9 protein-coding genes are annotated in these 13,516 nt (G+C 65.3%); 5 read left to right on the forward strand and 4 right to left on the reverse strand.

What is annotated here, in order from left to right; all coding sequences use genetic code 11:
* Positions 1-4 precede the first annotated feature (4 nt).
* Positions 5-2,824, reverse strand: a complete 2,820-nt coding sequence (gene secA, locus ACSU1G_RS04130; protein ID WP_439278617.1) for a preprotein translocase subunit SecA — start codon at positions 2,822-2,824, stop codon at positions 5-7.
* Positions 2,825-3,004: 180 nt separating this feature from the next.
* Between secA and ACSU1G_RS04135 the strand changes: the two genes are divergently transcribed.
* Genes ACSU1G_RS04135 through ACSU1G_RS04145 form a run of 3 tightly spaced genes read left to right on the forward strand, consistent with a single transcriptional unit; the run spans position 3,005 to position 7,196 of the window.
* On the forward strand, positions 3,005-3,619 hold the full coding sequence (locus ACSU1G_RS04135) for a PadR family transcriptional regulator (RefSeq protein ID WP_439278618.1): 615 nt from the start codon (positions 3,005-3,007) through the stop codon (positions 3,617-3,619).
* On the forward strand, positions 3,616-4,356 hold the full coding sequence (locus tag ACSU1G_RS04140) for an ABC transporter ATP-binding protein (RefSeq protein ID WP_439278619.1): 741 nt from the start codon (positions 3,616-3,618) through the stop codon (positions 4,354-4,356). Before ACSU1G_RS04135 ends, ACSU1G_RS04140 begins: the two co-directional genes overlap by 4 nt.
* Positions 4,353-7,196, forward strand: a complete 2,844-nt coding sequence (locus tag ACSU1G_RS04145) for an FtsX-like permease family protein (protein ID WP_439278620.1) — start codon at positions 4,353-4,355, stop codon at positions 7,194-7,196. The genes ACSU1G_RS04140 and ACSU1G_RS04145 overlap by 4 nt, the downstream gene beginning before the upstream one ends.
* Before the next feature lie 12 nt (positions 7,197-7,208).
* Here the strand turns inward: ACSU1G_RS04145 and ACSU1G_RS04150 are convergent, their stop codons facing one another.
* From ACSU1G_RS04150 to ACSU1G_RS04160, 3 genes are read right to left on the reverse strand one after another with little or no spacing between them, the layout of a single operon-like run.
* Positions 7,209-9,881 carry a multicopper oxidase domain-containing protein gene (locus ACSU1G_RS04150; protein ID WP_439278621.1) on the reverse strand — a complete coding sequence of 891 codons (2,673 nt, stop codon included), beginning with the start codon at positions 9,879-9,881 and terminating at the stop codon, positions 7,209-7,211.
* Positions 9,878-11,044, reverse strand: a complete 1,167-nt coding sequence (locus ACSU1G_RS04155; protein ID WP_439278622.1) for a hypothetical protein — start codon at positions 11,042-11,044, stop codon at positions 9,878-9,880. Before ACSU1G_RS04155 ends, ACSU1G_RS04150 begins: the two co-directional genes overlap by 4 nt.
* Positions 11,041-11,724 carry a helix-turn-helix transcriptional regulator gene (locus ACSU1G_RS04160; RefSeq protein WP_439278623.1) on the reverse strand — a complete coding sequence of 228 codons (684 nt, stop codon included), beginning with the start codon at positions 11,722-11,724 and terminating at the stop codon, positions 11,041-11,043. The genes ACSU1G_RS04155 and ACSU1G_RS04160 overlap by 4 nt, the downstream gene beginning before the upstream one ends.
* Before the next feature lie 66 nt (positions 11,725-11,790).
* On the opposite strand from ACSU1G_RS04160, the gene ACSU1G_RS04165 reads away from it, so the two are divergent.
* Together ACSU1G_RS04165 and ACSU1G_RS04170 are read left to right on the forward strand one after the other, a co-directional pair.
* On the forward strand, positions 11,791-12,102 hold the full coding sequence (locus ACSU1G_RS04165; RefSeq protein WP_439278624.1) for a DUF2249 domain-containing protein: 312 nt from the start codon (positions 11,791-11,793) through the stop codon (positions 12,100-12,102).
* A 52-nt stretch (positions 12,103-12,154) separates the two neighbouring features.
* Positions 12,155-13,474: a hypothetical protein gene (locus ACSU1G_RS04170; protein WP_439278625.1), complete on the forward strand. Its 1,320-nt coding sequence runs from the start codon at positions 12,155-12,157 to the stop codon at positions 13,472-13,474.
* Positions 13,475-13,516: the final 42 nt, after the last annotated feature.

Below are 13,516 nucleotides of genomic sequence, written 5' to 3' on the forward strand. Positions count from 1 at the left end.
GCGCCTACTTCTTCTTCTTCTTACCCGTAGCGCGACGCTGTTCACGATTCTGAGCTTGGTTCGGTGCGGGCGCCGCGGCGTCTGTGGGCTGTCCGAAGGCGCCCCGCTGCTGAGGCGCCGCAGGAGCTTCTCCTTCGGATGCCGCGGCCACGGCTGCGGCTTGCTGAAGACGATCGGTTGCTGACTGCTGCACCTGACCGCGATCGTTACGCACCTCGACGTCTCCGGCGTCGTTAGGGGCAGAGTACTCGAGTCGCTGCTCGCCGCCGTCGGAGGCCAGCCCCTTCGCCTCGACCTCGGTGGCCTGCGAGTCGCCGACACGGCGCACCTCGACCTCGAGGTTGTAGAGGTAGCCGACCGACTCTTCCTTGATCTGGCCCATCATCGACTGGAACATGGCGAAGCCCTCACGCTGATACTCGATCAGCGGATCGCGCTGCGCCATGGCGCGAAGCCCGATGCCGTCCTTGAGGTAGTCCATCTCGTAGAGGTGGTCACGCCAGCGGCGGTCGAGAACCTGAAGCACCACACGCCGTTCGAGCTCGCGCGTGGCAGCCTCGCCGAGCGTCTCTTCGCGCTTCTCGTAAGCGATGTTCGCATCCGACAGCAGCTCTCGGGTGAGCTCACCCGCAGTGATCCCGCCCTTGCGCCCGCCGCCCTCGGCCACAACCTCATCGATCGTTACACCAACCGGATAGAGCGTCTTCAGCTCAGTCCACAGGGCATCAAAGTCCCAACTCTCGTTATGCCCCTCGCCGGTGTGATCCGTGACGACGCCGCTGATGGCATCCTCGATGAAGTGCTGCACACGATCGGCGATGTCATCGCCGTGCAGAATCTGACGGCGATCGGTGTAGATCGCTTCACGCTGACGGTTGAGAACGTCGTCGTACTTGAGGACGTTCTTACGCATCTCAGCGTTGCGAGCTTCAACCTGCGACTGTGCGCTGCGAATGGCGCGCGAGACCAGACCTGATTCGATCGGTACGTCATCGGGGAAGTTGGTGCGCGCGAGGATCGCTTCGGCTGCACCCGACTGGAACAGACGCATCAAGTCGTCGGTGAGGCTCAGGTAGAAGCGACTCTCTCCTGGGTCGCCCTGGCGACCGGAGCGACCGCGCAGCTGGTTGTCGATACGACGCGACTCGTGACGCTCGGTGCCGAGCACGTAGAGACCGCCGGCCTCGGTGACCTTGGTGCTTTCTTCGGCGACGATCGCCTTCATCGACTCATAGGCCTCGTCCCAGGCCGCCTCGTACTCTTCCGGCGTCTCCGCCGGGTCAAGTCCCTTAGCCTTCAGCTCCTGCACGGCGAGGAACTCGGCGTTTCCGCCGAGCATGATGTCGGTGCCTCGACCGGCCATGTTGGTGGCCACGGTCACACCACCGAGGCGACCGGCACGGGCGACGATCTCCGCTTCGCGTGCGTGGTTCTTCGCGTTCAGAACCTCGTGCTTGATGCCCTTCTTGGCAAGCAGCCGCGAAAGATACTCGCTCTTTTCGACACTCACCGTTCCGACCAGCACAGGCTGACCAGCTGCATGGCGTTCGACGATGTCTTCCACGACCTGCGTGAACTTCGCCGCCTCGTTCTTGTACACGAGGTCGGCATTGTCCTTGCGGATCATCGGCCGATTCGTCGGGATCTGCACGACGCCGAGTTTGTAGGTCGACATGAACTCTGCGGCCTCGGTCTCGGCTGTACCGGTCATGCCGGCGAGCTTGTCGTAGAGGCGGAAGTAGTTCTGCAGTGTCACCGTGGCGAGGGTCTGGTTCTCTGCCTTGACCGGCACGGCTTCCTTGGCCTCGATGGCCTGGTGGATGCCTTCGTTGTAACGGCGCCCGACCAGGATGCGGCCGGTGTGCTCATCGACGATCATGACCTCGTCGTTCATCACGACATAGTCGGTGTTCTTCTTGAACAGCGCGAGAGCCTTGATCGAGTTGTTCAGGAACGAGATGAGCGGAGTGTTCGCCGACTCGTAGAGGTTCTCGATGCCGAGGTAGTCCTCGACCTTCTCGATGCCGGGCTCAAGCACGCCCACGGTGCGCTTCTTCTCGTCGACTTCGTAGTCGACGCCAGCCTCAAGGGTGCGTGCGATCTTCGCGAACTCGGTGAACCACCGGTTGGCTTCGCCCGAGGACGGCCCAGAGATGATCAACGGGGTACGAGCCTCATCGATCAGGATCGAGTCGACCTCATCGACCACAGCGAAGAAGTGATCGCGCTGAACGAGATCTTCCTTGCGCCACGCCATGTTGTCGCGCAGGTAGTCGAAGCCGAACTCGTTGTTCGTGCCGTAAGTGATATCAGCGGCGTACTGCTCCCGGCGCACGGCCGGCGTCTGACCGGAGACGATGATGCCCGTCTTCATGCCCAGGGCGCGGAAGACGCGACCCATGAGCTCGGCCTGATACGACGCAAGGAAGTCGTTGACGGTGATGATGTGCACGCCCTTGCCGGCGATCGCATTGAGATACGCGGGGAAGGTAGCGACGAGTGTCTTACCCTCACCGGTCTTCATCTCGGCGATGCTGCCCTCATGAAGCGCAGCCCCACCCATCAGCTGCACATCGTAGGCGCGCATACCGAGGGTGCGCTTGGCCGCCTGACGGACCGCGGCGAATGCCTCAGGCATCAGCTGGTCGAGGGTCTCCCCGTTGTCGAACCGGGCGCGAAGCTCAGCCGTCTCGTTCGCCAACTCTTCGTCAGTGAGCTTCTCGAAATCCGCCTCGAGCGCGTTGACTGCCTTCACCACTTGGTTCAGGCGGCGGATAACGCGACCTTCGCCTGCGCGCAGCAACTTTTCAAGAGGATTCGCCACTTTTGTCATCTCCCTGTTGTGGGTCAAAACCCGGCCACCCAGATCGGGGCTTCAGTGCCGGGCATACCTCGCTATGTTACCGGCCGGTGACCTTTGCGTCGCCTGCGAGTCGCAGACTCTCGCACATTTCCCTGTATGTATATACTCGGTATTGTCTTATTGATCGACCGGGAGGTCACCATGTCGGTGCGTCAGAGTCTGCTTGCCATTCTGGATCAGGGTCCCTGCTACGGCTATCAGTTGCGCAGCGAGTTCGATCGGCGCACGGGATCCACGTGGCCTTTGAACGTCGGGCAGATCTACAACACGCTCGAGCGGCTGGAGCGCGATGGTCTGGTCGACCGGGGCGAGGCCGATGAACACGGACATGTGTACTGGCAGATCACGGATGCCGGATCCGCCGAAGTCGCGCAGTGGCTTTCCTCTCCCGTCATCCGCGGCCAGGCCACGAGGGATGAGTTGGCGATCAAACTCGCTGTCGCGGCCACGCTGCCCGGCGTGGATGTCGGCGCGGTGATTCAGGCGCAGCGGATGGCTTCCCTGCAACAGATGCAGTCGCTTCAGCGCGCGAAGTATGCCGGCGAGGATCCCGATGGCCCAGAGGAGCTCGCTTGGTCGTTGGTTGTGGATTCAATGATCTTCACCGCCGAAGCAGAGGTGCGCTGGCTCGACCACACGGAGCAACGCCTCGCCATGCATCCACAACATGCGATGACCCTCGAACTCGCAACCGAGCGTCCGAAACGGGGACGGCCGGCGAAGGTAGATGCGGCACGCGCGGGCGGGCGGGCATGAGCGCCGCTGAGCAGGACCAGGAACCGATTCTGCGCCTCGACGGCGTCACTCAGGAGTACGGCGAGGGCGATCTGCTCGTGCGGGCGCTGCAGGACGTGAACCTGTCTGTGCACCGCCGTGAACTCGTCGCGATCATGGGCCCCTCCGGCTCGGGAAAATCCACCCTGCTGTCGATCGCTGGCGGCCTGCAAACGCCGGCGGGCGGGGGTGTCTACATCGAGGGACGCCGCATGGGCGGTATGAACGCCACGGAGGTCGCCCAACTCCGCCGCCGTTCGATGGGTTTTGTGTTCCAGGACTTCAACCTCATCCCCACACTCACCGCCGTGGAGAATGTGATGCTGCCATTGGAGTTGGACGGCTTTCGGCAGCGCGTCGCCCGCCGGGCCGGTCGTGATGCTCTGGATTCGGTGGGGCTGGGCGATCGCCTGGATTCCTTCCCCGATGATCTCTCCGGTGGCCAACAGCAGCGTGTCGCGATCGCCAGGGCGGTCGTCGGCGGACGTTCACTGATCCTCGCGGACGAACCGACCGGCGCGCTGGACTCGGTGACCGGCGAAAGCGTGCTGCGAATGCTGCGATCCCGAGTGGATGCCGGCGCCGCTGCGATCCTCGTGACGCATGAGGCCAGGCACGCCGCCTGGGCTGATCGGATCGTGTTCCTGCGCGACGGCAAGCTGGTCGACGAATCACGCCGCGCCGGGGCTGAAACCCTGCTGAGTGGATCGGTGCGATGAGCACGACCCTGGAGCGGGCCGCTCCGGAAAATGCCGAACACCCCAGAGCAGCGGCCGCGGCCGCGCGTCGGGGTGGGTCCTGGCCCAGGCGACGCGTCGAGCTCCGGCTCGCAAGCCGCCAAACTCTCCGCGCATGGACGACGAGCGTGCTGGTGATCGCACTGGTCGCCATCCCCATGTCTCTTCTCGCCGGAGCCGCGACCTTCATGACCAGTCGAGTGGCCTCGCCGGGCCAACTGATCACCTCAGAGCTCGGCAGCGCACAGGCGTGGTTCATGGTCGTTGGAGGCGAGGATCCGACGCGGAGCCAATCAACGTCAGACCCCTACTGGTACGACATCGAGCGCGACAACGACTGGAATCCGGTGAATCCGGAGCTCCCGCCACCCACCGGCCTCGACGGTCTCATCCCCGACACGCCTCTGCTCGAGGTCTCTCGCGCCCAGATCGTCGCGGAGACTCCTGGCGGAGTGGGTCTGTTTGACGGAATTGTCGGCGACGCAATCGATCCCGCCTTGGACGGACGATACGAGCTATTGGACGGGCGGCGCCCGCAGAACGACTCGGAGGCCGCGGCCTCCCCCGGCACGCTGCAACGTCTTGACGCGCAGATCGGCGACACGGTAACGCTCACCGAGCCTGCGGCGGCACTGACCATCGTCGGTGTGATGAAAGAGACCACCGCACGGGATACCGAGCAGTCACTGTTCGTCGCGGCATCCATTGTCCCTACCGACGATCGCGCGCCCCTTGACACAGTGTGGTTCTCGCCACAATGGCAGCCTGGCGCGGAGGATCTTCCTGCGCTGAACCAGGCAGGTGTGGTCGCGTACGCACACGATCTCGTCTTCGCGGAGGATGCCCAGGAATACATCGACCCGGGGATGGCGTGGACCATCGCCGCAGTCACTCTGATCATCGGCGCTTGCACGGCATATCTCGTCATCCTGCTCGCAGGTGCCGGCTTCGCCGTCAGCGCCCGCAGGCAACAACGTTCGCTCGCAGTCGTAGCCAGCGTCGGCGCGGGCCGCGGATCAATCTTCCGCATCGTGGTGCTGCAGGGCAGCGTCCTCGGCCTTATCGGCGGCATCCTCGGTGCAGGCATCGGAATCGGTCTCGCCTACCCGGCGCTGCGCATCTTCGACGACGGTGCCGCGGCCAGCTTCTGGGGTTTCCACGTGCCGTGGTGGGGGATCGCCGGGATCGTGCTGTTCGCCGTAGCGGTGGGCACCGCATCCGCTGTCATGCCCGCGCGCGCCGCGACACGCGGCGACGTGCTCTCTTCTCTTCGCGGGTCGCGCAAGCCCGTGCAGGTGCGGGTGAACCGGCCGTTCTGGGGAACGCTTCTCGGAATCGTTGGGATCGCATTGACCATCGCCGGCGGTCTGGGTCTCGCCGCCCTCAACGCTGCGGAAACTATTGATTACAACAACCCACTGCGCACCGTGTGCGTGGTCGGGATCGTCGCGGGGCCCCTGCTGTTCCAGATCGGTACCATCGTCGCCGGCCATTGGCTGCTCTCGCTCGTCTCCCGCGGGGCGTCACGATTGGGACTGGCTCCTCGCATCGCGGCGCGGGATGCCGCGGCGAACCCTGCACGGATCGTCCCCGCCTTCGCGGTGATCGCTGCGTGCGTGTTCATCGCGTCGTTCGCGCTGACCTCCGTCGGCGTCTTCATGACGTCACAGAGCCGCGCATACGGGTACGGGGCTCCACTCGGATCGGTCGTCGTGAACGTCTGGGTCAGCCCCGGAGAGAAGATGATTCCCGACCTGGCAAACGCCGCATTGGAGCAGACAGAACCTGAGGCGATCGGAGTCGTGCGAGAGAGCATCGACCGCTTTCAGAGCGCAACCGACGAAGAGCCTGAGGACTCCGTGTATCCGGAACTCTTCGACTACGTCGATTGCACGACGATAGAAGAAGGTGCCTGCACGAGTCGCGGCTCGGCACTGTTCGGCACGTCCCCTCCGGTCGTCATCGTGCCGGACGATTTGGAGGCGGTGTTGGGAGTGTCGATCGGCGAACACGCCCGCGACGAGTTCGCGGCCGGTGGCGCGATCGTACTCAGCAACACGACCTGGTGGCTGGATGACGGCGCGTCCTTCACCGATCGGGGCGATGTCGTACTCAATCGCTGGGATCGCGCCGAGACGAACGACCATTGGGAGCAGATCCACGGAGCGGAGCTGCCGAAGCCGCTGGACACTCTGCGCGTCCCAGCCCAGCAGATCTCCACACCGCATCCCCTGCCGTGGCCGGTAATCCTCTCCCCGGTCGTAGCCGACGAGTTCGGATACGAAACCTCTCCAGCGAGCCTCATCGGTGTGTACTCAACGCCGCCGTCGCAGCAGGCGCTGGATCGCCTGGCGCTGGCTGCCGGACAGCCGTGGGGTGAAACCGGTGGGTTCACCTACTCAGTCGAAAACGGACCGCCGTCACCGGCTCCCGCCCTGTGGCTGATACTCGGTGGCGCCGGCGTGCTCGTACTCGGTGCCGGCGGCGTCGCCCTCGGCCTCGCGCGAGTCGAGCGCCGACCGGACGATGCGACTCTCGCCGCAATCGGCGCGAGCCCAGGCATCCGACGTCGCATCGCGTTCTGGCAGGCACTCATCATCGTCGGAATTGGTTCGGTGACCGGAACGATCGCCGGAGTGATCCCGATGTTCGGCATTGCGATGCAGAGCAACCTCACCGACGACAGCGCGCCAACGATGGCGGATACGCCGTGGCCATGGCTCGTACTGCTCGCCGTGGGACTGCCGCTCGCGATCGCGGTCGTGAGCTGGCTGCTTCCGACCCGACGGCCAGATCTCACTCGACGCACGGCGATCGCATGATGCCGGGCCTGCTCACTCGATGACTTCGAACATGCCATGCGCACCGCGCTCGGCATCCGTCATGATGTGCGAGACGAACGGATAGTGCCCCGCCTCTGGGAAGACGAGCTCTACGAAACCGCCCTGCGCCGGCAGTAATCCGAGCGCCTGAGAGCCGGTGTCGGCAGCGCGATCGATGAGGTACCGCCCCTCCGACCAGACCGTGTCAAACTGTCCGCCGACGACGTGGAAGCTCGAGGCTCGGTCGGGTCCGGCATCCAAAACCCAGATCCGAACCCGTTCTCCGACTCGCGCGGGAAGAGGCGCGTGCGCGTACTGCATCGCGTAACCGTTGAAGGTGACCAGGTCAGCGTCACCGGCAGCCAATTTATCCATGTCGATCTCACTGTCCTGCGCGCCGAGGTAGTACTCCCCCTGCACCAGCACATAACTGCGGTCGACGGGAGGCAGTTCGGCGGGTTCGATGATCACCGCTCCGTACATGCCGTTGGCGATGTGCGCAGACATCGGCGCAGTGGAGCAGTGATACATCCAGATGCCCGAGCGCGTCGCCGTGAACGTGTAGGTGAGACTCTCGCCGGGGGCGATCGTGCGCATCGGCTCGTCAGGGGCGAGAGCGCCGGCGTGGAAGTCGATCGAGTGTCCGATCGTGCCATCGTTGACGAGTGTGATGACGAACGTGTCGCCGACCCTGCCGTGCAGCACAGGACCTGGAGCCGTGCCACCGAAGGTCCACAGCCGTTGCCGAATACCGGGTGCCACCTCCTGCACCTGTTCGGTCACGGGAAGTGTGATCTCGTGCGTTACCGGCGAGTCCGAGACCGGCAGCGACGGCAGCACAGCGTCGTAGGGCTCGAACCCCTCGCCCGGATCCGCCGCCAGGTCGATCTCCGGCAGCGACTCCCCTGCACCAGATGATCCACGATCATGACCGGTGGCATCGGACGATCCATGATCGTGATCCTCGGCATCTGGGGTTGCCGCTCCGGTCGCCCGCACAGTCAGCGTCATCCCCATCTGCCGATGACCAGCGATCGAACACCAGCCGTCGACGTCCGCGGTGATGACACCGACATCGATCGTCTCGGTGTCTCCAGGGGCAAGCCGGGATCCGCCCGCACCGTTCGCGAACACCAGGTCATGCAGCTGTCCCGCATCGGTGTTGGTCAACTCGATCACCAGGCGCGTCCCCACAGGGACATCGATCACGTCGGGCGTGAAGCGCATATTGGCTGCCTCCACGGCGACCGTTATGACCGGAGCGTCCGCGTCATCGGCGCCCACCGGAGCACTGGTCAACCCCATCGACTGAGGGGCTATGGCAGCGCAGACGGCCACGGCGAGCACGACAGAGAGCATGCCCGCCACCGCCTGTCCCGCACGCCGCCCCGGTGGGCGATCACCCTCGGGAACGATCGGCCCCTGTCGTGGTTCGCTCAGGCGCACGCCGTCCGCCTTGGCACGCCGTTGCGCACGCATCGCCACGAACAGAATCGGCAGGAACGATGCGACCGCCACGAGGTAAAGAGCGGATACCACCACCCGAATCAGACTCGACACCGGCAGTGCGCAGACGAAAAGGGCTGTGTTCGCCACTGCGATGCGCAGCGCACCGGCGCGGTCGAACGCCGCTGTGCCGACCCGCACTGGGGACGGACCACCACCGAACACGACCGGCACGAGGTAGCTCAGCGCACCGATGAGCACCTGCGCGACAAAGCCCGCCGCGAGATACGGCACGATGGCGTCGACGCCCGCCTGCACGGCAGGAAGGCCGTTGCCACTTACCCACGCAGAGACCACCGCGATGACGAGCACCACCATCGCACCGATCCACCAGAGCATCGCCGCGGCCACCGACAGCGCCGCGAACGTGCGTGGGGGTGAGCGTCGCGCCGCTCGCCACAGCGAGATCCCGATGATCCCCAGCCCAGCCAGATAACCGATGAGGCCCACTGCGAGCACGACGATCCACGACCCAGCGGCGCCGACCGCAGAAAGAGCGACCCCGGCGACGAGCACAGGCAGCGCCCGAGCCGCACCGGGCGCGGCGTCGTCGTCCGCCCTGGTGCGCAGGATCGTCGGCCACAGCGTGACGAGCGTGCCGGCGACGGTGAGTCCGATCCAGCCGAGCACATTGATCAGCGCGTGCGTGAGAGTCAGAGCGTCGGATGCCTCACGAGCGAGCCAGGCACCGATCACGATCCCGATCGGCAGGAACGCCGCTGCGGCGATGTAGTAGCGAATCGTGCGCCCGAAGCGTCCCGCGAGCGCCCGCCGTGAGCGCAGCACAAGACTCGTTCCATGCCAGATCACGGCAACGAGCAGCGCGGCTGCGCCAGCCGCCGTCACCAGCCAGACCGAGGTCAGCACGCCGGTGATGACGAGTGCCGCACCACTGTTCGCGAGCGTAAGGCGCCACATCTGATGCCGCTGGTCCTGCCTTGCGGGAGCAGTGCGCAGCAGCGCGAAGGAGAAATGCTGGCTCCACACCAGGATCGCGTGGGTCACCGCGCCGAGCAACAACAGGTGGATCATCAGCCACCGGGGCGCAGGGAGCTCACGATGAGCGAGGGCCGCAGCCACCACGAGCAGCAACCAGAGCACCGTGGGCAGATCTCGTAGCGGTTGGAACCCGCGCGTCGGGACCTTCTTCGCCCCACCTGCAGACAGATTCACGCTCATGCCCCCGCCTCCTGGGATACGCGGGCGCGGTCGGTATCGACAGTGCCTGCATGCTTACGCGGCGGACCGAGGATCGCACTGACGATCGCCGTGGCGAAGAACAGTACGAGCGCTGCCACACTGCCGGCACCCCCGAGCTGCCAGGCGGCAGGCCAGCCGAGGCCGTCTCCCGGCCAGATCCTGACCAGGAGACTTACCTGGAGCAGCGCCACCGGTAGCCAGAAGGCCGGGCGGTATGGGAGTGCGATGCGCAGCACAGCGGGCAAGATCGTCGTCGCATGCGCCATGATCATCGACATTGTGTAACCGAGGAACACCGCGTGCACGACTGCGTCGTAGCGTGCGTCGACCGGATGCCCGAACAACAGGATCACCGCGGCCACGGCGAGCCACACGTAGCCGGCGAGGATGCAGGCCGCCATGTAGCGAGTCACACCACTGGCACGGACCGTGCGGCGTGCGACGTCGTGCACGACGAGCCAGCCGGTGAGTATGGCCAGAACCACACCAAGGATGATGGCGCCCGCATCCGGCAGCGCAAGGCCGATGAGAAGCGCACCCGTCACGGCCCAGGCGAGCGCGAGGAGGCGCACTCCCGCACGCGGTCCCATGGTGATGCGGGCAAGTTCGACCCGCTCGGCGGCGATCGTGAGGACGACGAATCCGATCAACCACGGCAGCACATCGACGAACCCGACGCCACCGAGCCACAGGATCGATCCTGCACAGGCAAGACCTGCTGCCAGCAATTGAGTCAGCAGCGGATGGTCGTACTGCCGCTGCCACAGCGGCACATACAGCAGCGTAAAAGCAGCTGTGCCCACCACCAGCACCACCTTGCCGACGGTCAGGGGCACGCTGTCGATGAGAATCAGGAGGCTGCCGAGTCCGAGCATGCCCGGCGCGACGAATCCGTACCAGCGACCCAGCGCCGTGGCCCGCTCCAGCGCGATCAGGGTACCGACGAAACCGAGAACGAGCACGATTCCGTGCACGGCCGGAAGGCGCTCTGCGGTCACCGGCGCGGGGAGCCCGAGCAACAGCAGGGCCGCATCGAGTCCGGCGAGCAATGCGAAACCGGCAGGCAGCATCCACACAAGCCGCCACGAGGGCGTACGTCGCCTGCCGGTGTTCGAGGTGGCCCGTGGCGGGGAACCGCTCACGATGCCACGTTCAGGCGGAGCGTGCATTCATTCGGAGCGGTGAACGCAGACAGCGCCACCTCACCACTGTGTCCGATCCCATCAAGCACGCCATCGACCATGCCGAGATGCACTGTGCAGACGATTGATGGATGCCGCACGGCCGCCTCGATCAGAGGGCAGCGACGCAGCCGCACAACGTCGCCGTCATCGTGCGGCGCGAAGCCCTGTTCGCGCATGACCTCCACGACTGCACGGTGGGCGGCATCGCCATCCTCAGCCGGCGGCGCATCGGCGGCCAGCCGCGCACCCCACGCTCGGCCGGCCGCACGGGCGACGATTTCGGGCTCTGTGCTGGTCTGCGCGAGGCTGGCGGCCAGCGCTACGGCGAGTGCTGCGTAGGGTGCGGCAGCGCTATCGATGCGCGCGGACCACAGTCTGCGGGGACGACCGCGACCGCCCGCAGGCGCAGAATCGCACGCCACGTATCCGTCGGCGAGCAGGTGCTCGAGGTGACCGCGCACCGTGTTCTCGTGCAGCCCAGATTCCGCCGCGATCGCGCGGGTGGAAATGGGCGCGGACTGGGCCTCGACCATGCGCAGCACCAATTCGCGAGTCGAGGAATGCCGTCGACCGGTGGATGCCGTGCGACGCGGCGTAGCCACCGGCGCCATCGGATTCTGCGGGGATGTATTTTCCACAGGTTTCATTGTAATAAACTCAGAGCCACCTGGCGAACACGCCTGAGCGAACCAGAGGAAGCGGACATGGCCGAAATCGAAATTCATCGTTCACATGCAGACGCCGTCGCCCAGCCCACACAGGGCTGCGCATGCGGAGGCCACGACGACGAGCTACCAGAACTCGACGTGCAGACGATCCCGCACTCGATCCGACACGCGTCGATCTTCGGTGCACTGGAGAGCCTGCAGCCGGGCTCTGGGCTGATCATCTCGGCCACCCATGACCCCGTTCCGCTGCTGACCCAGCTCGCCGACCGGCACGGCGACACATACACCACCGAGCACCTCGACCGCGGGCCCGAGCGCTGGCGCATCCTGATCCGCCGCATCGGCTGAATGTCCTCGCGCAACTCAGCCGCGTCATACGCCGAGAAAGTAGGATCGAGTTATGGCCGGATTCTGGGGTAAACGCAAGCGCGAAGAAGAAGCAGCTCGAGCGGCGCAGGATGCCGATCTCGCACGCAGGGCAGAACAGGGTCTGGTCGCGACCGACGAGCGGATTCGCACCGCCGGTGACGAACTCGCATTCGCTGAGGCAGAGCTGGGCGTATCGCTCACCAAGGATCTAAAGACAGCGCTTGACGCCGTCCGCACCCACCTGCGCGAGGCCTTCCAGCTGCATCAGCTCAATCACGACGAGATCCCGGACACCGACGAGGAACTTCGCACTCGCAACGCGCGCATCGTGCAGTTGTGCGAGTGGGCCGAAGACCTGCTGGATGAGAAGACGGCCACGCTCGCTGAGTCCATCTCGCGGGTTCGTCAGGCACCGCAGATCATCGCGCGAGTGCGCAAGGATGCCGAAACGCTGAGCGATCGTCTCCCCCAGATTCGAACCTCCATCGAGCGTTTGTCCGCCCGCTACTCAGACTCAGCGATGCGCCAGATCTCAGCATCCGCAGACGAGGCCGAGCAGCTCATCGCCTTCGCCACGCACGGTGCACAAGTGTCTGAGCGCCGCCGCGACGCCCGCCAGAACGAAGAAGCGAACCTCGCTCTCGAGACGGCGACCGAAGCGACCCGGCGTGCGAGCGCCCTATTGGATGCCGTCGAGGACTTCGAGATCGAAGCGCTCCGCGCAGAGTCCACGCTCGCGGAAGTTGTCGCTGATTCCCGCGGCGACATCGTCGCGGCACGCAGCGCTCCGAAGGTGCCTGCCGTATCCGCCGCGATCGCCGACCTCGAGAATGCTCTTGGTGCGTTGAGCCCTGCCGCGACTCGTAATGATCCCTTCGCGGAGCTGTCTCAGTTGCGCACCGCGAACACCGCTCTCGATGAAGTGATCGCCAAGGCGCATTACCGCGCACAGAACCCGCTGCCGAGCGTCGCTCACGTGCAGCACTCTCTCGATGACGCGGACCGTCAGCTCGGGGTTGCACGCGGACTGATCTCCGGGCACCGCGGGTGGATCGGCGCCGATGCTCGCACTCGCCTTGCTGAGGCGGAGCGGCTTCGCGTGGACGTCCCCGAACTCATCGACGCCGAGGAAACCCGCGAGCAGGCTCTCACTGCCTCGCGCCGCGTGGCTCAGCTGGCCGCTGAGGCCCTACAGCTCGCACAGCACGACATCGACTCTGCCCGTCCGCAGCAGCAGGGCTGGGGCGATGACGGATGGGGCGGCGGACGCCGTGGCGGCGGCAGCAACCTCGCCTCCGGCATCATGGGCGGCCTTGTCATCGGCAGCATCCTGGACGGTCTCTTCGACTGACGTTCCGACGATCTCACGAAACGACAAAACCACGCCGAGAAT

The organism is Microbacterium sp. A93, assembly GCF_051842835.1.